Source organism: Paenibacillus flagellatus, assembly GCF_003217775.1.
Lineage (GTDB): Bacteria > Bacillota > Bacilli > Paenibacillales > NBRC-103111 > Paenibacillus_AB > Paenibacillus_AB flagellatus.
Genome location: NZ_QJVJ01000001.1, coordinates 796,028 through 818,768, shown reverse-complemented (window position 1 = coordinate 818,768; position 22,741 = coordinate 796,028). Strand labels below are relative to the sequence as shown.

The following is a 22,741-nucleotide window of genomic DNA, read 5'->3' as shown; positions in this document are numbered from 1 at the left end:
CATGAAACGGAAACTGCTGATGTGGGGAGCGGCGGGCTTGCTGCTCCTTCTTGTTTCCGTCGTCGTCAGCCTGTCGCTCGGCTCGGCGCACATTCCGATCCCTCACGTATGGCGCATTTTGCTGCACCGCGTGCCGCTCGTCGGGGACGGGATACCGGTCACGTGGCCGGAGTCCTCCGAGCAGATCATCATGAAGGTGCGGCTGCCGCGCATCGTGCTCGGCGTGCTGATCGGCGCTTCGCTGTCGGTTGCCGGGGCCGGCTTTCAAGGCGTGCTGCGCAACCCGCTCGCCGATCCGTACACGCTCGGGGTCGCCTCGGGCGCGTCGGTCGGAGCGGCGTTTCTCATCCTGTTCGGGCTCCAATATGTCGTGTTCGGCATGTGGACGATTCCGATCGTCGCCTTCATGACCGGGCTCGTCACGCTGTGGATCGTCTTCCGGCTGGCCGGCGTGCAGGGGCGGTTCCGGACGGAGACGGTCATCTTGTCCGGCACGGTCGTCTCCGCTTTCTTGAGCGCGATCGTTTCGTTCATGGTGTCGCTGTCGGCGAATAAGGTCGTCAATGAAATCATTTTTTGGCTGATGGGCAGCCTCGCCCTTCGCGGATGGCCGTATACGACGGTCGTCCTGCCGTATTTGGCGGTCGGGGCGGTCGTGCTTGTTGCGTACGGGCGATCGCTGAACCTGTTCGCGCTCGGGGAGCGGCATGCGGCGCATCTGGGCGTGAAGGTCGACCGGACGAAGCGGATCGTGCTGATCGTCTCGACGATCTTGACGGCGGCGGCCGTGTCGGTATGCGGGGTCATCGGCTTCGTCGGACTCATCACGCCGCATCTCGTGCGGATGATGGTCGGGCCGGACTACCGGCTGCTCGTGCCGCTGTCGCTGCTGTTCGGCGGCATCTACGTGCTGTGGGCCGACACGCTCGCCCGCATGGTGCTCAGCCCGACGGAAATTCCGCTCGGCGTCGTCACCGCGTTTCTCGGCGCGCCGTTTTTCGCTTATTTGCTATCGAGACAAAAGAAGATGGTGAAAGGTTGATCGTATGATCGAGGTGAAGGGACTGTCGAAATCGTTCGAAGGCCGGCGCGTGCTGGACGGGATTTCGTTTTCGGTGGCGCGGGGCGAGACGCTCGGCATTATCGGGCCGAACGGCAGCGGCAAGTCGACGCTGCTGAAGCTCGTCTCCGGCGTGGAGACGCCCGATGCGGGGGACATCCGGCTCGACGGCAAGCCGATCGCGTCTTATGCGCGCAAGGAGCTCGCCCGTTGGCTCGCCGTGCTGCAGCAGGATGCGCTGCCGCCGGTCGGCTTCACGGTGCGCGAAGTGTTGGAGATGGGCCGGTTCCCGTTCCAGAACTGGCTCGGCGAAGAGCCGGCGGACAGCGCCGCTTTGATCGACGGCATCGTCGAGAAGCTGCGGCTTGCGCCGTTCGCATCGCGCACGCTCGAGCATTTGAGCGGCGGGGAGCGCCAGCGCGTCGCGCTCGGCAAGGTGATGGCGCAGCAGCCGCGGCTGCTGCTGCTGGACGAGCCGACGACCTATCTCGACATCGGCTACCAGATGCAGATGATGGATACGGTCCGCAAGTGGCAGCAGGACGAGCGGCTGACCGTCGTCGCGGTGCTGCACGACCTGAACTTGGCGGCGCAATATTGCGACCGGCTGCTGCTCGTCCATCGCGGGCGCATCGCCAAGCTCGGCACGCCGTGGGAGGTGCTCGAGCGCGGTCTGATCGCCGAGGTGTACGAGACGGAGCCGATCGTGACGGCCCATCCGGTGACGGGGGCGCCGCAGCTGCTGCTGCAGCCGGGCTCGTACCCGTCGGGAGGCGGCCGGGAGGACAGCGACGAGGACAGGCAGACGGCGGGGACGTTTACCGTGTAAAATAAAGGAAGGAGCGGGGAAAAGATGAACGAATCGCGATCCGTATTGGAGCAAACGGTCGGCCGCATCCGCGCGCTGGACGAAGGCGCGATGCGCGACGCCGAGCATCGGCTGGACCGGCTGACGAAGCCGCCCGGCAGCTTGGGCCGCCTGGAGGAGATCGCCCGGCAGGCGGCGGGCGTTACGGGCTTGCTGAACCCGGATTTGTCGCGCAAGGCGGTCGTCGTCATGGCCGGCGATCACGGCGTATGCGCGGAAGGGGTGAGCGCCTTTCCGGCGGAGGTGACGCCGCAGATGGTGCTGAATTTCCTGAACGGCGGCGCGGCGGTCAACGTGCTGTCGCGGCACGTCGGCGCGGACGTCGTCTGCGTCGATATCGGCGTCAACGCCGACTTGAGCCATCCGGATCTCGTCGTCCGCAAAGTCAAGTACGGCACGGCGAACATGGCGTCCGGTCCGGCGATGACGCGCGAGGAAGCGGTGCGGGCCGTCGAGGCGGGCATCGAGATCGTCGAAGGCTTGGCCGGGGACGGGTACCGGATGTTCGCGACCGGCGAGATGGGCATCGGCAACACGACGCCGAGCGCGGCGCTGGTCGTCGCGCTGACGGGAGCGGACGTCGAGACGGCCGTCGGGCGCGGGACGGGCATCGGCGACGAGGCGCTCCGGCGCAAGCGCGACGTCGTCCGCCGCGCGCTCGAGGCGAACCGGCCGGACGCCGGCGATCCGATCGATGCGCTGGCGAAGGTCGGCGGGCTCGAGATCGCCGGTCTCGTCGGCGTCATTCTCGGCGCGGCGGCGAACCGGTGCCCGGTCGTCGTGGACGGCTTCATCTCGTCCGCGGCGGCGCTCGTGGCGTCGCGCATCGCGCCGCTGTCGAAGGGGTACATGGTGCCGTCGCATTTGTCGCACGAGCAGGGGCACCGGCTGCTGCTGGAGCATATCGGGCTGAAGCCGATCCTGCAAATGGATATGCGGCTGGGCGAAGGGACGGGAGCCGTCATGGCGTTCCCGATCGTGGAAGCGGCCGTCAAGCTGATGAACGAGATGGCGACGTTCGAAAGCGCCGGGGTTTCGGAGAATTGACCGGCGGTTTCGCGGAAGGCAGAGGCGAGGAGGCGTGCGCGATGCGGATTATGGTAACGGGCGGGGCGCGCAGCGGGAAAAGCTCGTTCGCGGAACGGTATGCGGCCCATCTGGCGAAATGCGGCGTTTATATCGCCACCGCGCAAGCGTTCGATGCGGAGATGGAGGAGCGGCTTTCGCTGCACCGGAAACGGCGGGACGATTCGGGGTTTCCGTGGCGGACGATCGAGGAGCCGCTCCACATCGCCGGATGGTTGCGGCGGCACGCGCCGGCCGACGGCGAAGCCGTCCTGATCGACTGCCTGACGCTGTGGCTGTCCAATTGGGTGCTTCGCCATGAGAGCGAGTCGGACATGGAGCGGACGGTCGGGGATCGGGTGGAGGAGCTGGCCGCGGCGGTTCGCGAATACCCGGGCACGGTGCTGCTCGTGACGAACGAGGTCGGCAGCGGCATCGTGCCGGAGTACAAGCTCGGCCGGGTTTACCGCGACTTGGCGGGACGGATGAACCAGCGCGTCGCGGAAGCGTGCGGGGAAGTGTTTCTCGTGACGAGCGGCATTCCCGTGGAGTTGAAGCGGCTCGCTTTCCGGTTCGATTAACGGGACGGGAGGGAAACGGCGATGCTGCTGTATACTTGGCAAGAAACGGCTTGGATGATCGTCGCGGCCATCGCCGTGGACTGGCTCGTCGGCGATCCGCGGTGGCCGACCCACCCGGTCGTGCTGATCGGGAGGCTGATCGCCCGGCTCGAGGCGGCGCTGCGCCGCGGGGAGCCGGCGGCGTCCGCGGAGGCGGGACGGGTGCGGGCGCGGGTGCGGCTTTCGGGCGTCGCTTTGACCGTATTGACGGTCGGGGCGGCTTTTTCCGTTCTGCTGGGCGTCGTGCTCGTCTGCCGCTGGATTCACCCGTGGCTCGGGTACGCCGCGAACGTATGGTTCATCTCGACGACGATCGCCGTCAAAGGGTTGAAGGACGCGGCGATGCAAGTATTCCGGCCGCTGGCCGAAGGCGACCTGCCGAATGCGCGGAAATATGTCGGCTACATCGTCGGCCGCGATACGACGAAGCTCGATGAGCCGGAAATCGTCCGCGCCACCGTCGAGACCGTGGCGGAGAATACGGTCGACGCGTTCGTGTCGCCGGTCGTCTTCGCGCTGCTCGGCGGCGCGCCGCTGGCGATGCTGTACCGGGCGGCGAACACGCTCGATTCGATGGTCGGCTACCGCAACGACAAGTACCGGTATTTCGGCTGGGCGTCGGCCCGGTTCGACGACGTGCTGAACTACGTGCCGGCCCGCTTGACCGGCCTCTTCATCGTCGTCGTCTGCTGCTTTGGCAGGGGGCTGTCGGCGGTGCGGGCGGCGAAGTCGATCGTCGCGTTCGCGTCGCTGCATCCGAGCCCGAACAGCGGCATTCCGGAATCGGCGGTCGCGGGGGCGATCGGCATCGAGCTCGGCGGCTTGAACCGGTACGGCGACGTCGTGAGCGACCGGGCGAGGATGGGCTGGCCGCTGCGCGCGAAGGGACGGGGAGATATTGTCCTCGCGACCCGAATATGCTATGGGGTAAGCTATCTGGTGGCGGGAGGGCTCTTATGCGCGATAGCGATCGCCGCCGCGGCGGCTGGATGACGGAATGGAAGGCGTGCTTGGCGGCGCTTCAGTTTTTGACGCGGCTGCCGGTGCGGGTATCGCTGGACTATACGAACGACCTGTTCCGCCGCAGCGCGGCGTATTACCCGATCGCGGGTCTGGCCGTCGGGCTGCTGGTCGCGGGCAGCGCATGGCTGCTCGGGCGGGTCGTGCCGCCGGCCCCGGCGTCCGTCCTCGCGCTCGGCGTCTGGGTGGCCGCGACCGGCGCGCTCCACCTCGACGGGCTGATGGATACGGCCGACGGCTTGCTCAGTCATCGGTCGCGCGAGCGGATGCTCGAGATCATGAAGGACAGCCGCGTCGGCGCGATGGGCGTCGTCGCCGGCGTGCTGCTGCTGCTGCTGAAGTTTGCGCTGCTGCTGACGATCGTCCCGGCGCCGGACCGGTGGCTCGGGCTGCTGATCGCGGCCCCGGTGTGGAGCCGCTGGTTCGCCGTCTGGGCGATCGCGGGCTGGCCGTATGCGAGGGAAGGCCAGGGGCTCGGCGCTCTGTTCGCGGCGGTGACCCGGTCGGAAGCGAGGACGGCGACCGTCTGGGCGGCGGCGGTCAGCGTGGCCGCGCTGCTCGCGTGCGGCTTCCCGTGGGTGGCCGCGGTCGGGTACGCCGTCGGCTTCGCCGCGCTGAGCGGGCTGCTCGGCTATTGGCTGGCGCGGTCGATGGCGCGCAAGCTGGGCGGCTTGACCGGCGACACGTACGGCGCGCTGATCGAGCTGCTCGAGTGCGCGCTGCTGCTCGCGGCCGTCGCGGCGGGAAGCCGGTAGGGCGGCCGCGAGTCGTCGGGCTAGCGTACAATTGTCAGACTGGCGTACAATCGTCGGACTAGCGTACAAACGTACGTTATTCTCGGTCCGGCGGGTGGAAAAGCATGGATACGAGGGGGAAACGGGATGTTGGAACAGTACGGGCACGGCGGAGATTTGACGACGGCGGAGACGTTATACGGCCGGCCGGCGGGCGGATTTCTCGACTTCAGCTCGAATATGAATCCGTTCGGCCCGCCGGACGCCGTTGGCCGGCTGTTGGCCGAACGGTGGCGGGAGCTGGCCCGGTATCCGGACCCGGCGGTCCGCGGATTGAGGCGCGCGATCGCGGCGGCTTACGGCATCCCGGAGGAGAGCGTGCTCGTCGGCAACGGCGCGGCCGAGCTGATCGATTTGTCCGTCCGCGTGCTCGCTCCGCGCAGCGTTGCGCTGGCGCGGCCGTCCTTCTCCGAATACGAGGAGGCGGTGCGGAAAATCGGCGGCGACGTCGTCGACGTTCCGCTGTCCGCCGAGGACGGCTTCGCCCTGCGCGAGGAGACGCTTCGCGAAGCGGCGGCGCGGGCCGATCTGCTCGTGCTCGGCCATCCGAACAACCCGACGGGGCGGCTTGCCGACCGCGAGCTGCTGCTGCGTCTCGTCCGCGACAACGTCCGGCTCGTCGTCGACGAGGCGTTCGTCGATTTCGTCCCGGACGAAGGCCGAGTAAGCCTTATCCGTCATGCCGCGGAGACGGACGGGCTGTACGTCATCCGGTCGATGACGAAGTTTTACGCCGTCCCGGGCGTCCGGCTCGGCTTCATGGTCGCCCGCCCCGAGGCGATCCGCAAGCTGGCCGAGCTGCAGGTGCCGTGGAGCGTCAACGCGATCGCGCAATGGATCGGACAAGCCGCATTCGGCGAGACGGCGTATGCGGATCGGACGCGCCTCTGGCTGGCCGAGGAACGGCCTTGGCTGACGGAGCGGCTGCTGGAGCTCGGGCTGCGCGTCTTCGAAAGCGACGTCAACTTCCTGCTCGTCTCGATTCCGGCCTCAATCGGCCTCGACGTCAAGACGCTGCAGCGGCGCATGGGCGAAGCGGGCGTTCTCATCCGCGACGCCTCGCTGTTTCCGGGCTTGGACGAATCGTACTTCCGGCTGGCGATAAGGCTTCGCGCCGAGAACGAGACGATGCTCGCGAAGCTGCGGCAAGCGATGACGGGAGAAGTCCGGAGCGCGAAAGCGCCGGAGGAAGGGACCGACGCGGGCGTTCGGGACCATTCGGGGAATGCGGCCGACTCGGAAGATGCCGCTCCGGCTCTCGCGCCGACGATCATGTTCCAAGGCACCTCGTCCGATGCGGGCAAGAGCATCCTGACAACGGCGCTGTGCCGCATTTTGCTGCAGGACGGCCGCAGGGTGGCGCCGTTCAAGTCGCAGAACATGTCGCTCAACTCGTACGTCACCCCGGACGGCAAAGAAATCGGCCGGGCGCAAGGGATGCAGGCGGACGCCTGCCGCATCGCCGCGACGACGGACATGAACCCGATTTTGCTCAAGCCGAAAAAGGACATGGTGTCCCAAGTCGTCGTCCACGGCAAGCCGCTTCGCGATTACGACGCCCGCTCCTACCGGGAAACATACTTGGGCGAGGCCGAGCAAATCGTCAAGGACGCGCTCGCTCGGCTGCGGAGCCGGTACGACGTCGTCGTCATCGAGGGGGCGGGCAGCCCGGCCGAGATCAATTTGAAAGACCGCGACATCGTCAACATGCGACTGGCCGGCTGGGCCGATGCGCCCGTCGTGCTGATCGCCGACATCGACCGGGGCGGCGTCTTCGCGTCGCTGGTCGGGACGCTGGACATTTTGACCCCGGAGGAGCGCGACCGGGTCAAAGGGTTCGTCATCAACAAGTTCCGCGGCGACGTCTCGCTGCTGAAGCCCGGGCTCGACTGGCTGGAGCGGCGGACCGGCAAGCCGGTGCTCGGCGTCATCCCGTACTTGCCCGAGCTCGGGCTGGAGGACGAAGACTCGGCTTCGCTCGACGCGAAGAAGGGGACGGGTGCGCCGAAGCGCGACGGCCAAGTGGACATCGCGATCCTGCGTCTGCCGCGCCTGTCCAACTTTACCGACTTCGACCCGCTCTTCGAGGAGCCGGACGTTCACGCCCGCTACGTCTCCTCCTTGTCCGAATGGGGCGAGCCCGACGCGGTCATCATTCCGGGAAGCAAAAATACGGTCGACGATTTGACCTATTTGCGCTCGACCGGACTGGAGGCGAGCGTTCGCCGGTATGTCGCGGGCGGCGGGCGGCTGCTCGGCATTTGCGCGGGCTACCAGATGCTCGGGCGCCGGCTGCTCGACCCCGACCGGATCGAATCGGACACGGAAGAGCTGCCGGGCATCGGCCTGTTCCCGTCGGTGACGACGTTTACGCCGGACAAGCGGACCGAACTGGTCACGGGCGTCGCCGAATGGCCCGAGGTCGGAACGCTCGCCGTCGAGGGCTACGAAATTCATATGGGCCGCACGACGTTCGTCGAGCCGGTGGCGAGGCCGTTCTCGATCCGCGTGCACGACGCGCCGGACGAGCCCGCTTCGTATCACGAGGACGGCGCCGTATCGCCCGACGGAAAAGTATGGGGGACGTACATGCACGGCATACTGCACAACGACGGGCTGCGGCGGGCGTGGATCAATCGGATTCGCGCGGATAAAGGCTGGGCGCCGCTCCCGGGCGAGCTGAAGTTTCGAAGCAGACGCGAGGCGGCGTTCGACCGGTTGGCGGATCATGTACGGAGCCATTTGGATATGGAGCGGATTTATGTGATGATTAACGGGGATAACGAAAGGGGACGGGACGCATGAAAATTTATACGCGAACGGGCGACAAAGGCCAAACGGGCGTCATCGGCGGGCGCGTCGACAAGGACGACGTACGCGTGGAGGCGTACGGCACGACCGACGAGCTGAACTGCTTCGTCGGTCAGGCGATCAGCGTCATGACGAGCGACAAGCTGGCCGACATGAAGGCCGACCTGCAGCTGATCCAGCACGAGCTGTTCGACTGCGGCTCCGATCTCGCGCTGCTCAAGCCGGAGCTTCGTCCGTACAAGGTGACGGCCGACATGGTCGACCGGCTGGAGACGTGGATCGACAAGTACGACGCGGAAACGCCGGACATTACCCGCTTTATTTTGCCGGGCGGGTCGACGGCCTCCTCGCTCCTCCATGTGTGCCGCACCGTATGCCGGCGGGCGGAACGCCGGGTCGTGACGCTGTCCAAGCAGGCGGACATCAATGAAGAGGTGCGCCGTTATTTGAACCGGCTGTCCGACTTTTTCTTCACGGCCGCACGCACGGCGAACTTCCGCGAAGGCGAGCCGGACGTCGAATACGAGCGAAGCCCCGAAGTGTTCCGCCGCAAGCAGCGATGACCGGGTATTACGAGCCGCTTTCGTACGTCGTGCCGCCCGCCGAGGACGGCATCATGCTGAAGACGATTCTCCACGACCGGATGAAGCTGTCCCGGAAGCTGCTGTCCCGTCTGAAGCTGACGGCCGAAGGGATTACCGTCAACGGCGAGCGGCGGTATACGACGTCCCGCGTCCGTTCCGGCGACGTCGTGGAAATCCGGATGCAGGAGGAGGAGTCCGACGACATTTTGCCGCAGGACATCCCGATCGACATCCTGCACGAGGACGACCAGCTGCTGATCGTAAACAAGGCGGCGGGCATGATCGTTCATCCGACGCACGGGCACTATATGAATACGATCGCCAACGCCGTCGTGTTTCATTGGCGGCAAGCCGGGCGAAAGGTGCGGTTCCGTCCGGTGCACCGGCTCGACCGCGAAACGTCGGGCGTGCTCGCCATCGCGAAAACCCCGTACGCGCATCAGCATATTTCCGCGCAGATGCAGGCGAACGGGGTGGACAAAACGTACGTGGCGATTGTGCACGGCCGTGTTCGGGAAGACAGCGGCACCGTCGACGAACCGATCGACCGCGACCCGGCATCCCCCCACGTCCGGATCGTCACGCCGAGCGGCTATCCGTCCGTCACCCATTACGAGGTGCTGGAAAGGCTCGGCGAGGCGGCGACGTTCGTCCGGCTGCGGCTGGAGACGGGACGGACGCATCAAATCCGGGTCCATATGAACCATATCGGACACCCGCTGCTCGGCGACGCGATGTACGGCGTCAGCCCCGAACGCGAAAAGACGGTCGCGGGGGAACCCCTCGACCGTCATGCGCTTCACGCCGCGCGGCTCGCCTTCGCGCATCCCGCCGACGGGCGCCCCGTCGCCTTCGAAGCGCCGCTGCCCGACGACATGGCGCGCTGGCTCGACCTGCTGAGGCGCGGCGGCAGCGGGAGCGGCGGTTACTTGGAGTGAAGATCGCCCTTGTGCAGCTTGTTGCCGGCGCCGCCCTGGGGGTCGTTTTGCGCCTTGATGCTAGGGTCTTCCCGCTCCCGTCCGCAGCCGACCGCGAAAGCGGCCAGCAGAAGGACGGCGGCGGCCGCGCTTGCAGCTTTTCGATTCAAAGCGTATACCTCCCGAATAACGGCCGTTTCCGGGGACAGTGGCCCGGAAGCGGCTTTCAGTCTCTTTCCTGCTTACTTTTTCAAGTTCCGCCCGTTTTTATCCGCCGGAAACGGCGATTTTGTGTGAGGCGCCACTTTTTTGCAGCGACTTTTCATGTATAATAGGAAATGTTTGCATTCGAAGCGGAGCTCGGCTGCGTGTAACGTTCCGCTTTCGGACGGATAGGAGGAAGGACATCATGAGCGTACATACGACGTTTTACGGGTACCCGAAATGCAGCACGTGCCGGGACGCCCTGAAATCGCTGGAACGCAAGGGCGTCAAGCCCGACGAGACCGTCAACGTGTTCGAGACGCCGCCGACCGGCGAAAAGCTCGCCGAGATCATCGCCAAGAGCGGACTCGGCATCAAAAAGTTTTTCAATACGTCGGGCGAAGTGTATAAAGAAATGCAGCTGAAGGACAAGCTGCCGGGGATGAGCGAGGCCGAGATGATTGCGCTGCTCGCGTCCAACGGCAGGCTGATCAAGCGCCCGATCGTCTATGACGGGGAGCGGGTGACGGTTGGCTACAAGGAAGACGAGTACGAACGCGTCTGGAACCGCAGCGGAGGTTGAACGCGCATCGGACGGCCCTTGCGGCCGCCGGGATTCGGGGACGGGAAAGGAGGCCGAACGCGGTTGAGGCGACAAACGAAACAAGCGAGAGACGATCGGTGGACGCCGGGGGCGCTCGGCGTCTTTTTCCTTGCCCGGGTGAAGGCGCTGCTCAAGTTTTTGCAGCTCGGCAAAAAAAGCGGGGCGCTGCTCAGCATGGCCGCCGCCACGGCCGTCTATACGTGGTTTTATCAATGGGAGTTCGCGCTGGGCGTGACGGTTATGGTGCTCGTCCACGAGCTGGGACACGTCGCGGCGGCTCGCCATAAGGGCATTCCGGTGACGGCCCCGTTCTTCATCCCGTTTCTCGGGGCGCTGATCATGCTCAAGCGCAACCCGCGGGACGCGGAGACGGAAGCTTATGTGGCGCTGGGCGGTCCGCTCGTCGGGACGATCGGCGCCATCGTCGCGTTTCTGATCGGCTTGGCGGCCGATAACCCGCTCTTTTACGCGATCGCTTATATCGGCTTCACGATCAATCTGATCAATCTGCTTCCGATCCATCCGCTCGACGGGGGGCGCATCGCTTCCACCGTGACGCGCTGGCTGTGGGTCGCGGGGGCCGCCGGCGGCTTGTTCGCGGCGATCCATTTGCGCTCGGTGCTGTTTTTCGTGCTGTGGGCGCTGTTCGTCTGGGACTTGTTCTCGAAATACGTCATGCACCGGGGAAAGCCGGCGGACTACTCCGTCTGGGGCAAAATCGAGGTGCCGTTCGGCGACATTCCGGGGGATCGCTGGATGCTGCAGACGTTTCGCGAGGGCGGAGAGCTGCCGTTCCGCACGTATTCGGACTTGGACGGACACCAGTACATCGACATCGTCTGGGAGGAAGCGGGCGCGGTCAAAACGGTAAAGCTGCTCGAGCAAGGGCTCATCCGCTCGGTCGTCGGGACGAAGGTCGAACGACGGTGGCAGCATACGCCAAAGACGCTCGTCCTCCGCTACCAGATCGATTACGAGCCGCACGAGAATGCGGACTATTATACCGTGCCGAGCCGCGTGCGCTGGAAGTTCGGCATCGGCTACGGCGTGCTGGCCGTCGTCCTGTTCGTCATGCTCGACATCGTGGAAGGATTGATGGCGTCGCAGGGCGGCTTTTTCCATGCGCTTCGAAAATGACGCTAACGGTTAATGGGATCAAACGTTAAGGTGGGGAAATAGGCGATGAAACCGATGAAATCAGGCCGACTTCAACGATTGGGGTCGGCTATTTTCGCCGAGGTGGCGGGATGGAAGCAAGAAGCGGCTGCTCGGGGACACGAGATGATCGACCTCGGCATCGGCAGCCCCGATCGGCCGCCTTCGGCCAAGGTCATGGAAGCGCTGACGAAGGCGGTGCGCGATCCGAAGCAGTACGGCTACCCGACGTCGGAAGGAACGCCGCGGTTTCGCGACGCCGTCGCCCGGTGGTACCGGTTCCGCTTCGGCGTCGAGCTCGACCCCGAAACGGAAGTGACGACACTGATGGGATCGCAGGACGGGCTGGCCCATCTGGCGATGGCCGTCGCCGACCCCGGCGATACCGCCATCGTGCCCGATCCGGGCTATCCGATCTACTCGGCGGGTCTCGCATTGGCGGGCGTGACTCCTTACTTGCTGCCGCTGCGCGCGGAGAACGGCTTCCTGCCCCGTCTCGACGAAATTCCGGAGGAGACGGCGGCCCGCGCCAAGTTTATTTTGCTCAACTATCCGAGCAATCCGCTGTCGGCGGTAGCGGATTTCGACTTCTACGAACGGCTTGTCGATTATGCGCGCGAACGGGAGCTGCTCGTCGTCCACGATGCGGCATACTCCGAGATGGCGTTCGACGGCTTTCGGCCGAGAAGCGTGCTGGAGGTGCCCGGCGCGAAGGAAATCGCCGTCGAATTCCATTCGCTGTCGAAGAGCTTCAATATGGCCGGCTGCCGCATCGCCTTTCTTGTCGGCAACGCGGAGGCGGTCGGAGCGCTGCGGACGCTGAAGTCGAACATCGATTACGGCGTATTTTCCGCCGTGCAGGAAGCCGGCATCGTCGCCTTGGAGGATCATATGGCCGGCTCCGGCTGGGAGGTCGCCTCCATATACGAAAGAAGGCGGGACATCGTCGTCGACGGGCTGCGCGAGGCGGGCTGGGACGTGCCGCGGCCGAAAGCGACGATGTTCGTCTGGGCGCCGATTCCGGCGGGTTGGACATCTCGACAAATTTCCCGGGAAATTTTGTTATCCGCAGGCGTTGTCGTAATTCCGGGAGACGCGTTCGGCGAGCAGGGAGAAGGGTTCGTACGGATCGCGCTCGTCCAGGAGGAGGAAAAGCTGGCGGAAGCGGTGCGTCGAATCGGTCTTTTTTTGCATGAACGGGGCATACGGGCGTAACGGCGTATCGAAAGGGAGCGGGGCAGCGTTCGGAAGTTGTCGAACCCGTTAACGGGGTTCATAATCAATCGGCTAAACCGGCCGGGCCGGCTTTGGCTTGGGTGCCGCTTTCCGCGACGGGAGGCGGCTTTTTTGCGTAGTCCGGCCGGGGAGCGTGCGGCGCGATCCGCTGGTTCCGACGGAGCCGCAGGCAGTCACGAACGTACACGAATTTGCCCGTCCGCCTTCGCTTCGCTCGTTTCACCCCCCCCCCGCTGCCGCATCGCCCGCCGTTTTCTCTTGTCGCTCCGAGCCGCCATCGCCTACAATGGAAGTAACGGGTCATCGAAGTGCAACAAGATGTCATCAAAGTTTCTGTTCTGTTGAAAGCGTTTCCTTTTACAATGGAAAGGAATCCGCACGGCTTTCGAACCACAACCGCCACCCGTCGGAAAAGGGAAGGGGCGAACCCGCTTGAACGAGCAGCAGCCGAAGCAGCCGAGCTCCCCGCTCGCAACCAGATCCAGCCTGTACGCCGCGATCGGCATCGGGCTCAGCACGGCCGTCGCTGCGGCGGCGGTCTACGGCTTCATGGGCGCGCTGCCGGACGCCAAGACGGAAGGGAGAGGCCGCGCCGACCCAAGCCGGGAGGCGATCACGATCGTGGCCTTGGGCGCCTACTATTCGTTCCCCGACGGCTACGACGAGAACCATAATCCGTACCTCGATTTCATCGAAAGCCGCACCGGGCTCGACGTAACCGTCAAGCTTCCGCTCGAGGACGGCTACAACGAGCAGCTGAACGTCATCATGGAATCGTCGAAGATGCCCGATCTCGTCAACACGACGAGCAACGCCTGGGTCGCCGATTACGTGAAGCGGAACGCGCTGCTGCCGCTCGACGACTATATCGACCGGTACGGCCCCGACTTGAAAAAGCGGATCCCGCCGGAAGCGTGGGATCTCGTCCGCTTCGAGGGCAGCATCTACGCCGTGCCGAGCTTGAACTCGGTGCGCGGCAACGAAATCATGTACGTCCGCAAAGATTGGCTCGACCGGCTCGGCCTGCAGCCGCCGAGGACGATCGCCGAATATGCGGAGGTGATGCGCCGGTTCGCGCGGGACGATCCCGACGGCAACGGGCGGAACGATACGGTCGGGCTGCTGATCGGCAGCGGCCTCGTGCGCACCGCCCCGCTGCTGGGCGCCTTCGGCACGCAAATGAACGCGTGGTACGAGCGCGAAGGGAAGCTCGTATACTCCGGCGTGCTGCCCGAAACGAAGGAAGCGCTGCGCTTCATGGCCGACTTGTACCGGGAAGGGGCGATCGATCCCGAATTCCCGCTGAACAAGCTGGCTTCGCTGGAAGAGAAAATCGTGAACGGGCGAGCCGGCCTGTTCTCCGCCGTCTGGTACGACACGCGCGGCCCGATCGAGGCGAGCCGGAAAGCGGACCCGAAGGCGGAATGGATCCCGCTCGATTACCCGGTAGGTCCGGACGGCCGCCACGGTGTCGCCGACAACGCCGTCGCCCGCATGTTCAACGTCGTGCCCGCGACGAGCAAGCATCCGGAGGCGGTCGTCAAGCTGCTCAATTTCATCGTCGGCGACGGCTACAAGACGCTCAACCTCGGGTTCGAGAACCAGGTATGGACGCGCCGCGGCGACAAGCTCGTCACCAATTTCGAGGAGCATAACCGGCAAAGCTACCGCGGCATTTACGGCGCGCTCGCCGATGCGGCCGACCCGGCGGTCGACCGCGAACGGCTCGATTCGCTCGGCGTCCAGTTCCGGCTGTCCGACAACCTCGAGCGCATTTCGCAAAACTTGATCCGCAACCGGTTCAACGGTCCGCCTACGCCGGCGATGACGATGCACGGCGCCAATCTGCTCGCGATGCAGGAGAGCGCGTTTACGAGAATCGTGACGGGCGTCGACCCGCTCGACGCGTTCGACCGGTTCGCGGAACGATGGTACCGCGAAGGCGGCCGGGACATGACCGACGAGGCGAACGAATGGTTCGCGAAGCGGACGGCATACGGCGGGGGGCGGTAACGGGGTCATGAAACGATTGTGGGCTTGGGCGTACGACGCCTTCACCCGTCATATTCAGGTGAGGCTGACCGTCCATTTTTTGCTGATTCTCGTCCCGCTCGTGGCGGTCAGCTTGTTCGCGAACATCCGGTCGCACCAAATTTTGGAGCGCAAAACGGTCGAGCGGACGAAAAGCTCGCTTCTGTCCGCCATCGATTACATCGACTTGACGATGCGCAACATGGAGGAAATCTCCAACCTGCTGACGCGCAACCAAGCGGTGAACGGCTGGCTGGCCGCGGCCGGGCCGGAGCTGTCGGTCGAGTCGGTCGTCAACTTCGGGGAGCTGATCGGCGATTTGTCGGAAATCGTGGCGCTGAACAATTTGCTGTACCAGGTGTCGGTGCTGCATTCCCCGTCGGATACGCTGCTGTCGTCCCGCTTCGGCGGCGTCCGGCTGAAGGACGCGTCTCTCGAGTCGTGGTACCGGAACGCGGCGTACCAGAACGGCTTCAGCTATTTGCACCTCCCGTCCGAGAACGCCTATCCGATACGGGGCGAGTACGTGTTCGCCAAGGACGGCGTTTATTTGATCCGCAGCATGAACGTGTACAACCGGTCCGCCTTTCCGAACTTCATCATTCTCGGCATCAAAAAAGAGTCGCTGCTCAAGCTGATCGCCTCCTCGCTGCCTTCCGCCCATACGCGGGCGTACTTATACGACCACGACAACCGGCTCGTCGTCGGCACCGATCCCGAGCACGCCCCGCTGCGGCCGAACTTGTGGGAGGGGGAGGACGAGGCGGCCGTGACCGCCCGGGCCGACGTGCCCGGCGGCGGCGAGACGATGCTCGCGGTGAAGGTGCGGTCGGCCCAGACGCACTGGTCGCTCGTCACGCTGCAGCCCGAATCGGAGCTGTATAAGGAAAACCGCCAGCTCCAGCTGTTCACGTTCACCATAATCGCGATCAGCGTCGTGCTCGCGTTTTGGATTTCGTGGATGGTGTACAGCGGCATCGCCTCGCCGCTCAAAAGCTTGTCGTTCGGCATGAAGCAAATTCGCCTCGGCAATTTGAACGTAACGCTCGCCAACCGGCGAAAGGACGAACTCGGCTACGTGACGGAATCGTTCAACCAGATGGCCCACGACCAGCGGGCGCTCATCCGCGACCATTACGAGCAGCAGCTGCAGCTGTCCAAGGCGGAGCTCAAGTTTTTGCAGTCGCAGATCAATCCGCATTTCCTGTACAACACGCTCGATTCGATTTATTGGACGGCCCAGGAATACGAGGCGGAGGAGATCGGGGAGATGGTGTACCATTTGTCGAAGTTTTTTCGACTGAGCTTGCAAAAAGGGCGGGACACGGTCACCGTGGCGGAAACGATCGAGCATTTGAACCATTACATCCGGGTGCAGGAGCTGCGGTTTCAATACCATTTCACGGTCGAATACCGGATCGACGAGGCGGCAAAACGATTGCGGGTGCTCCGGCTTCTGCTGCAGCCGCTGGCGGAAAACGCGATTTTGCACGGTCTCGAGAAAGCGCCGCTCGGCGGCACGCTGACGATATCCGCACGGATCGAGGGGCCGTACCTGGCGCTCGGGGTGGAGGACAACGGCGTCGGCATGTCCGCCGACCGGCTCGCCTATATCCGCCGGGAAATCGGGGCGGTCACGACCGACAACACGGTGCTGTCGCCTTTCGATCCGAACCGGGCGAAAGATTTGTTCGGCCTGCGCAACGTCGTCGCCCGCGTGAAAATCGTCTACGGCGACGAGGCGTCGTGCCGGATCGACAGCGCGCCGGGGACGGGCACCTCGATCGTGCTGCTGCTTCCGCTGGCGGCGTGCGAGGACCAGGAGGCGGACGGGAGCGAACGGCAGACAGAGGGAGGGGAATCGGCGTGAACATTATGGTCGTCGAAGACGAGGCGCGGCTTCGCAACAGCTTGGCCGTCCATATGCCGTGGGAGGAGTACGGCTTCGAGGTGATCGGCACGGCCTCGAACGGTCACGAGGCGCTTCGCCTCATGGAGCAGAAGATGCCGGACATCGCGATCGTGGACATCCAAATGCCGGACATGGACGGCTTGGAGCTCGCCCGGCGCATCCGCGAGAGCGGCATGCCGCTCAAGGTCATCGTGCTGAGCGGCCACGACAGCTTCGAATACGCGCAGCGGGCGCTCGAATACGGCGTCGTCAAATATTTGCTCAAGCCGGCCGGCAAGCAGGAGATCATGGAGGCGGTGCGCGAAGCGGCGGAGCAGCTGCGAGACCGGCTCGACGAGGTGCACGGGCGCGAGGCGCTCATGCGGAAGTGGAACGACCATTTGCCGCGGCTGCAGGAGCTGTTTTGGCAAAACTGTCTCGCCGGCAAGTACGCTTCGTGGGAAATGGAGCAAAAAGGCAGGGACGTTCAGCTCGACCTGTTCGCCGAGGAGGGACGGCATATCGCGGCCGTTCTCGACATCGATCCGCTGCTCGAGGGAGAGACGCGGTTTTTGCAGCAGGACGTGTCGCTGCTGCGGTTTTCCGTCGAATGCATCGCCAAGGAGTTTTTGCAAGGGGCGTCGTGCCGTCTGTTCCCCGATGCGGAAGGGGCGACGGTCGTCCTCTTCTCGGCTTCGGCCGACGAGCCGCCGGACGCCTTCACGCTGCGCGTCCATTTGCAGCTCGTGAAAGTGCTGACGAACGTGAAGGAGTGCCTCAAGGTAACGGCCAGCGCGGGCATAAGCGGCTGCGCGGATTCGGCGCTGCTGGTGCAGCGGCTGTACCGCGAGGCGAGAAGCGCGCTGAGCGAACGGGCGGCGCTCGGGCCGGGCCTCGCGATTCCGTTCCGCGAGCCATCGGCGGACTCGCCCGCCGATGCGGAGGCGCCGTCCGCCTTCAAGGCGCTCGAGACGGCGCTCGAGACGGGCGAGTTCGAGCGGGCGGCGTCCGCGCTGGACGCGTGGTGGGACGAGCGGATGGAGCGGGCCGGCTCGGCGGAGGAGGTGCGCGAACGGCTGCTGCTCGCGGGCAGCCTGTTCGTGCGCACCGCGCACCAGCACGGCTGGCCGCTCAAGGAGGTCGCGGGCGACGACTACGCGTTTTTTCACGGCTTGCAGAGATTGACGGAGAAGTCGCAAATTCGGGAATGGCTCGGCCGGATCGTCCGCGGCTTCGCCCGGTACGCCGAATCCCGGCGGAAGACGGGCGGCCATCAGACGGTCCGGACGGTGCTTGCGCTGATCGAGGCGGAAATCGACAAGGAGCTCAACCTGTACGACGTCGCCGACCGGATTTTCGTCAACTCGTCGTATTTGAGCCGGCTGTTCAAGCAGGAGACGGGCAAGACGTTTTCGGCGTACGTGCTCGAGCGGAAGATGGAGTGCGCCAAGGCGGCGCTCGCACGGGGCGTAAAGGTGTACGACGCGGCCGCCATGACGGGCTACGGGCACGTCAGCTATTTCACGAAGGTGTTCCGCAAATATTGGGGCGTATCGCCGGGCGAAATCAAGCACAATTTCGGCGCGCAGCGGGTTTGAGGCTACGGCTGCCCGACGAAAGACGGAGCGGTGTGAGGGAGCGATTGATGCGGCGAAAGAGGTATGGGCTAAACCGTTGCCGCTTCAGGATCGAATACGCGAATCAGGGCGTTCGGCGGGCGGGCCGCAAGGATGCCGGTTCGCGAGGAGTGGGGCCATACGGCAAGAAACGGACACGGGGACGCCCGTGTCTTTTTCGTTTTATTCGCGGCGTTGAATACGTGTGCCGTTAATCGCGCTCCCGGCTTCCGACGTAGGTCATGAAAGCTCAACAAAAGGTCATCGATGTTGTCTAGGAACGTCCCTCCCCGCATCCTATAATGAACTCGAATCGGATCAAGGCCGTATGCAGCGCGGGTGCAACCGACCGGCGACTCCGTCGGCCGAAGACGAAGAGAGGGGCGTATGACGACATGGAATTGTCGCTCAGCATGTACAGCATGCACCGCACGGTCCGCGAGAAAGGCTGGAGCGCCGCCGATTGGCTGCGGTTTTGCAAGACGGAAGGGTGGCTCCGGGTGGAGCTGCTCGCCCATTTCTGGAAAGACGTCGACGCCGAGCTCGACGAGACGGCCGACACCGCCCGCGAGAACGGCATCGAGGTGGTCAGCTACGCGGTGTCCAACAACCTCGTCAGCCTGAACCCGGAAGAGCGGGAGGCGGGCTTGCGCAAAATTACGGATGACATTCCCGTGGCGCGGAGGCTCGGCACGAACGTCATGCGCGTATTCTCCGGCAACTTGGCCGACGGCATCGAATACCGGGACGCGCTGCGGTGGATCGTGGACGGCCTGAAGCGGGCCGCGGACGAAGCCGGGCAAGCGGGCGTCACGCTATGTCTGGAAAACCACGGCAAGCTGGCCGGCCGCGGCGAGCAGGTGAAGGAAATCATCGACCGGGTCGGCTCTCCGGCGCTGCGCTCGACGTTCGACACCGGCAACTTCCTGCTCGTCGACGAGCGCCCGACGGAGGCGGCGAAAGCGCTGCTCCCGCTCGTCGGGCACGTCCACTTCAAAGATTTCCAGGAGCGGGAGGGCGGCCGGTACAAATCGCTTTCCGGTCGGGTATACGAAGGCGTCCCGGCCGGAGAAGGCGATGCCGATCTGCCGGCGGTGCTCCGGCTGCTGGCCGACTCCGGGTATCGGGGGCGGCTCGTGCTGGAGTACGAAGGGCTCGGCAGCGACGTCGAAGGCATCCGCCGCAGCTATGCCAATTTCGAGCGCATGGCGGCGGCCTACGCGTAAAGGAGCGCTGAACGAGATGCACAAAGAACTGTACGCCGACGTGGCGGTCATCGGCGGCGGCACCGGCGGGTGCGCGGCGGCGCTGGCGGCGGCGGAGATGGGCCGAACGGTCGTCATGACCGAGGAGACGGACTGGATCGGCGGTCAGCTGACGAGCCAGGCGGTGCCGCCCGACGAGCATCCGTGGATCGAATCGTTCGGCTGCACGCGGACGTACCGGCGGTTCCGGGAAGGCGTCCGGGCGTACTACCGCCGGCACTTCCCGCTGACGCCGGAGGCGCGGGCGCGGCCCGACCTGAACCCCGGCGGCGGCGGCGTCAGCCGGCTGTGCCACGAGCCGCGCGCGGCGCTCGCCGTGCTGCACGAGATGCTCGCGCCGCACGTGCACGCCGGCCGGGTGCGCCTGCTGCACCGGCACGTCCCGGTCGCGGCGGCGGTCCGGGGCGACGCCGTGACGGCGGTGACGGTCCGCTCGCTCGAGACGGGCGACCGGATCGACATCGCGGCGGCCTACTTCCTCGACGCGACCGAATGCGGCGACCTGCTGCCGATCGCCGGCGTCGAGTACGTCGCCGGCGCGGAGTCTCGGCGGGATACCGGCGAGCCGCACGCGCTGGAGGGCGACGCCCGGCCGGACGATATGCAAGGCTTCACGTACTGCTTCGCGATGGATTACCGCGAGGGCGAGGACCATACGATCGACCGGCCGCGCGACTACGCGTTTTGGCGGGACTACCGGCCGCCGTTTTGGCCCGGGCCGCTGCTGAGCTGGACCGGCAGCAACCCGATCACGCTCGAGCCCCGCCGGTACGGGCTGTTCCCGGGGGAGGGCGGCGCGTCGCTTTGGCTGTACCGCCGCATCGCGGCGAAGGAGCATTTCGCCCCCGGCACGTACGACAGCGACATTACACTCGTCAATTGGCCGCAAAACGACTACTGGCTCGGCCCGGTCATCGACGTGCCGGAGGAGGAGCGGACGGCGCACCTGGAGCGGGCGAAGCAGCTCAGCCTGTCGCTGCTCTACTGGATGCAGACCGAGGCGCCTCGCCCGGACGGCAAAGCCGGCTACCGCGGGCTGCGGCTTCGCCCGGACGTCGTCGGCACCGAGGACGGGCTCGCGAAGGCGCCTTACATCCGCGAATCGCGGCGCATCCGGGCGGAATTCACCGTGCTGGAGCAGCATTTGTCCAAGGAATGCCGCGGCGGCGGGTCAAGCGGCCCGAACGGCTCGGCCGCCGCGTCCCCGGCGGCGGAGACGTATCCCGATTCGATCGGCGTCGGCTGCTACCGGATCGACCTGCACCCGAGCACGGGCGGGCGCAATTATATCGACATCTCCAGCCTGCCGTTCCAAATTCCGCTCGGCAGCCTCATCCCGCAGCGGGTGGACAACGTGCTTCCCGCCTGCAAAAACATCGGCACGACGCACATTACGAACGGCTGCTACCGGCTCCACCCGGTCGAGTGGAACGTCGGGGAAGCGGCCGGCGCGCTGGCGGCGCACTGCTTGAGCCGCGGCGCGAAGCCGCGCGACGTCCGCAACGGCGCGGAGGAGCTGGCCGAATTCCGGCGGCTGCTGGCCGCCCGGGGCGTCGAGCTGGCGTGGCCGGTCATTCATGCCGTGTAGCGTCATTTTTTTTCAACCATAAGGGAGGTCGAAGCTATGCAAGCAATCGGATCGATCAAGTGGAAAGGGCTGGCCGTCGTTACGATGTGCCTCGCCGCTCTCGTCGGCTGCTCGTCCGGCGGAAGCGGCGGCAAGACGGCGGAGCCGCCGGCGCCCGGTACGACGGCGCCGAAGACGGAGGCGCCGAAGGAGAAGGTCGAGATCAGCTTCTGGTACAGCTGGCGGGGGGCGGAAGGGGAAGCGATGGAGAAGGCGATCGCCGACTTCAACGCGAGCCAGGACCGGATCGTCGTGAAGGGCACGCTCGAGACGGACCAGAAGAAGCAGCTGACGGCCATTACCGGGGGGAGCCCGCCCGACGTCGCCAACAATTTCGGCTACAACAGCGCCGCCTGGGGCATCCAGGGCGCCATGACGCCGCTCGATTCGTACATGCAAAAAACCGGTCTGAAGGCGTCGGATTTCATCCCGGCCGCCATTCAGCAGACGCAGTACAAGGGCGTCACGTACGCGATGCCGCTCGCGATGCATATCCGCATGCTGTTCTACAACAAGGACATTCTCGCGCAGGCCGGCTACGACAAGCCGCCCGAGACGGTGCAGCAGCTCGAGGAGTATTACGACAAGCTGAACGTCATCGAGCCGAGCGGCGAAATCAAGCGGCTCGCGATCAACCCGAACCTGGACATTTACCATTACGCGTATATGTTCGGCGGCGGCTTCTACGACTTCGCCAAGCAGGAAATTTCGCCCCAATCGCCGGGCTTCATCAAAGCGCTGACGTTCATGAACAACCTGCACCAAAAAGTCGGCGGACTGGAGAAGCTGAACGCGTTCTACAAGACGTTCGGGCAAAACGGCAAGCCGGACGATCCGTTCTTCGTCGGCAAGTACGCGATGGTGTCCGCGGGCGAATGGTACGGCACGATGATCAAAAACAACGCGCCGGCCAACTTCAACTACGGCATCGCCCCGATGCCGTACGACGCCGAAACGCCGGATAAGCGGGGAAGCGCCGTCGTCAATGCGAGCACCCTGTACATTCCGAAGGGCGCCAAACACCCGGACGAGGCGTGGGAATTCATCAACTGGTTCATGCAGCCGAAAAATATGGCCAAATTCGACGCCGCGATCGGCAACCTGCCGACGACGCCGAAGGCGATGGACGAACCGGCGTTCAAGGACGTGCCGGGCTTCAAGGAGTATTTCGAGGCGTCGAAGCATAAAAACGTCGTCACGTTCCCTTCCATCCCGTTCACCGAGGATTATCAGAAGGCGATCGTCCAGGGCACGAGCGAAGTGTTCGGCGGCAAAGTCAGTCCGGAGGTCGCGGCCAAGACGATCGCGGACAAAATGAAGCCGCTCGTCGAGCAGCATAAGTAACGGACCAACGGGAAACGTCTTTCCCGGGA

At 65.0% G+C, this 22,741-nt stretch carries 19 protein-coding genes; 18 read left to right on the top strand and 1 reads right to left on the bottom strand.

Going from position 1 to position 22,741, the window contains the following annotated elements:
- Window position 1 precedes the first annotated feature (1 nt).
- From DLM86_RS03510 to DLM86_RS03470, 9 genes are all read left to right on the top strand, one after another.
- Window positions 2–1,042: a FecCD family ABC transporter permease gene (locus DLM86_RS03510; protein WP_110838552.1), complete on the top strand. Its 1,041-nt coding sequence runs from the start codon at window positions 2–4 to the stop codon at window positions 1,040–1,042.
- 4 nt (window positions 1,043–1,046) lie between these two features.
- Complete coding sequence (locus tag DLM86_RS03505) at window positions 1,047–1,889, top strand: ABC transporter ATP-binding protein (protein WP_110838551.1); 843 nt, start codon at window positions 1,047–1,049, stop codon at window positions 1,887–1,889.
- A gap of 24 nt (window positions 1,890–1,913) precedes the next feature.
- Window positions 1,914–2,975: a nicotinate-nucleotide--dimethylbenzimidazole phosphoribosyltransferase gene (gene cobT / locus DLM86_RS03500; RefSeq protein WP_110838550.1), complete on the top strand. Its 1,062-nt coding sequence runs from the start codon at window positions 1,914–1,916 to the stop codon at window positions 2,973–2,975.
- A gap of 41 nt (window positions 2,976–3,016) precedes the next feature.
- Window positions 3,017–3,574, top strand: coding sequence for a bifunctional adenosylcobinamide kinase/adenosylcobinamide-phosphate guanylyltransferase (gene cobU / locus DLM86_RS03495; protein WP_110838549.1), 558 nt, complete (start codon window positions 3,017–3,019; stop codon window positions 3,572–3,574).
- 21 nt (window positions 3,575–3,595) lie between these two features.
- A complete protein-coding gene (gene cbiB / locus DLM86_RS03490) occupies window positions 3,596–4,606 on the top strand; it encodes an adenosylcobinamide-phosphate synthase CbiB (protein WP_110838548.1) in 1,011 nt (336 codons plus the stop codon).
- Window positions 4,570–5,388 carry an adenosylcobinamide-GDP ribazoletransferase gene (cobS, locus tag DLM86_RS03485; RefSeq protein WP_245954321.1) on the top strand — a complete coding sequence of 273 codons (819 nt, stop codon included), beginning with the start codon at window positions 4,570–4,572 and terminating at the stop codon, window positions 5,386–5,388. Before cbiB ends, cobS begins: the two co-directional genes overlap by 37 nt.
- Window positions 5,389–5,514: 126 nt before the next feature.
- Entirely contained in the window at window positions 5,515–8,232 is a 2,718-nt protein-coding gene (locus DLM86_RS03480; RefSeq protein ID WP_110838547.1) for a cobyric acid synthase, read from the top strand.
- Complete coding sequence (locus tag DLM86_RS03475) at window positions 8,229–8,801, top strand: cob(I)yrinic acid a,c-diamide adenosyltransferase (RefSeq protein WP_110838546.1); 573 nt, start codon at window positions 8,229–8,231, stop codon at window positions 8,799–8,801. Before DLM86_RS03480 ends, DLM86_RS03475 begins: the two co-directional genes overlap by 4 nt.
- Window positions 8,798–9,760, top strand: a complete 963-nt coding sequence (locus tag DLM86_RS03470) for an RluA family pseudouridine synthase (RefSeq protein ID WP_110838545.1) — start codon at window positions 8,798–8,800, stop codon at window positions 9,758–9,760. The genes DLM86_RS03475 and DLM86_RS03470 overlap by 4 nt, the downstream gene beginning before the upstream one ends.
- On the opposite strand, the gene DLM86_RS31980 is transcribed toward DLM86_RS03470, so the two are convergent.
- Entirely contained in the window at window positions 9,748–9,909 is a 162-nt protein-coding gene (locus DLM86_RS31980; protein WP_158289303.1) for a hypothetical protein, read from the bottom strand. The two genes, DLM86_RS03470 and DLM86_RS31980, sit on opposite strands and share 13 nt — an antisense overlap.
- Window positions 9,910–10,148: 239 nt before the next feature.
- Between DLM86_RS31980 and DLM86_RS03465 the strand changes: the two genes are divergently transcribed.
- From DLM86_RS03465 to DLM86_RS03425, 9 genes are all read left to right on the top strand, one after another.
- Entirely contained in the window at window positions 10,149–10,526 is a 378-nt protein-coding gene (locus tag DLM86_RS03465; RefSeq protein WP_110838544.1) for an arsenate reductase family protein, read from the top strand.
- 63 nt (window positions 10,527–10,589) lie between these two features.
- Window positions 10,590–11,684 carry a site-2 protease family protein gene (locus tag DLM86_RS03460; protein ID WP_110838543.1) on the top strand — a complete coding sequence of 365 codons (1,095 nt, stop codon included), beginning with the start codon at window positions 10,590–10,592 and terminating at the stop codon, window positions 11,682–11,684.
- Window positions 11,685–11,729: 45 nt separating this feature from the next.
- Window positions 11,730–12,917 carry an aminotransferase class I/II-fold pyridoxal phosphate-dependent enzyme gene (locus DLM86_RS03455; RefSeq protein WP_110838542.1) on the top strand — a complete coding sequence of 396 codons (1,188 nt, stop codon included), beginning with the start codon at window positions 11,730–11,732 and terminating at the stop codon, window positions 12,915–12,917.
- 453 nt (window positions 12,918–13,370) lie between these two features.
- Window positions 13,371–14,951, top strand: a complete 1,581-nt coding sequence (locus tag DLM86_RS03450; RefSeq protein ID WP_245954320.1) for an extracellular solute-binding protein — start codon at window positions 13,371–13,373, stop codon at window positions 14,949–14,951.
- Between the two features lie 7 nt (window positions 14,952–14,958).
- The gene (locus tag DLM86_RS03445) at window positions 14,959–16,839 is read left to right on the top strand and encodes a sensor histidine kinase (RefSeq protein ID WP_110838541.1); all 1,881 of its coding nucleotides are present in this window, start codon (window positions 14,959–14,961) and stop codon (window positions 16,837–16,839) included.
- Between the two features lie 5 nt (window positions 16,840–16,844).
- A complete protein-coding gene (locus DLM86_RS03440) occupies window positions 16,845–18,458 on the top strand; it encodes a response regulator transcription factor (RefSeq protein WP_245954336.1) in 1,614 nt (537 codons plus the stop codon).
- 413 nt (window positions 18,459–18,871) lie between these two features.
- Entirely contained in the window at window positions 18,872–19,702 is an 831-nt protein-coding gene (locus DLM86_RS03435; RefSeq protein WP_110838539.1) for a sugar phosphate isomerase/epimerase family protein, read from the top strand.
- Window positions 19,703–19,718: 16 nt separating this feature from the next.
- Entirely contained in the window at window positions 19,719–21,329 is a 1,611-nt protein-coding gene (locus DLM86_RS03430; RefSeq protein WP_110838538.1) for an FAD-dependent oxidoreductase, read from the top strand.
- Window positions 21,330–21,365: 36 nt separating this feature from the next.
- The gene (locus tag DLM86_RS03425; RefSeq protein ID WP_110838537.1) at window positions 21,366–22,712 is read left to right on the top strand and encodes an ABC transporter substrate-binding protein; all 1,347 of its coding nucleotides are present in this window, start codon (window positions 21,366–21,368) and stop codon (window positions 22,710–22,712) included.
- The last annotated feature ends 29 nt before the right edge of the window (window positions 22,713–22,741 follow it).

Coding starts and splice junctions, on each gene's coding strand:
- DLM86_RS03430 (WP_110838538.1), top strand. CDS start 19,719: ATGCACAAAGAACTGTACGCCGACGTGGCGGTCATCGGCGGCGGCACC.
- DLM86_RS03440 (WP_245954336.1), top strand. CDS start 16,845: ATGGTCGTCGAAGACGAGGCGCGGCTTCGCAACAGCTTGGCCGTCCAT.
- cbiB (WP_110838548.1), top strand. CDS start 3,596: ATGCTGCTGTATACTTGGCAAGAAACGGCTTGGATGATCGTCGCGGCC.
- cobT (WP_110838550.1), top strand. CDS start 1,914: ATGAACGAATCGCGATCCGTATTGGAGCAAACGGTCGGCCGCATCCGC.
- DLM86_RS03510 (WP_110838552.1), top strand. CDS start 2: ATGAAACGGAAACTGCTGATGTGGGGAGCGGCGGGCTTGCTGCTCCTT.
- DLM86_RS03455 (WP_110838542.1), top strand. CDS start 11,730: ATGAAACCGATGAAATCAGGCCGACTTCAACGATTGGGGTCGGCTATT.
- DLM86_RS03470 (WP_110838545.1), top strand. CDS start 8,798: ATGACCGGGTATTACGAGCCGCTTTCGTACGTCGTGCCGCCCGCCGAG.
- DLM86_RS03475 (WP_110838546.1), top strand. CDS start 8,229: ATGAAAATTTATACGCGAACGGGCGACAAAGGCCAAACGGGCGTCATC.
- cobS (WP_245954321.1), top strand. CDS start 4,570: ATGCGCGATAGCGATCGCCGCCGCGGCGGCTGGATGACGGAATGGAAG.
- DLM86_RS03425 (WP_110838537.1), top strand. CDS start 21,366: ATGCAAGCAATCGGATCGATCAAGTGGAAAGGGCTGGCCGTCGTTACG.
- DLM86_RS03435 (WP_110838539.1), top strand. CDS start 18,872: ATGGAATTGTCGCTCAGCATGTACAGCATGCACCGCACGGTCCGCGAG.
- DLM86_RS03445 (WP_110838541.1), top strand. CDS start 14,959: ATGAAACGATTGTGGGCTTGGGCGTACGACGCCTTCACCCGTCATATT.
- DLM86_RS03465 (WP_110838544.1), top strand. CDS start 10,149: ATGAGCGTACATACGACGTTTTACGGGTACCCGAAATGCAGCACGTGC.
- cobU (WP_110838549.1), top strand. CDS start 3,017: ATGCGGATTATGGTAACGGGCGGGGCGCGCAGCGGGAAAAGCTCGTTC.
- DLM86_RS03505 (WP_110838551.1), top strand. CDS start 1,047: ATGATCGAGGTGAAGGGACTGTCGAAATCGTTCGAAGGCCGGCGCGTG.
- DLM86_RS03480 (WP_110838547.1), top strand. CDS start 5,515: ATGTTGGAACAGTACGGGCACGGCGGAGATTTGACGACGGCGGAGACG.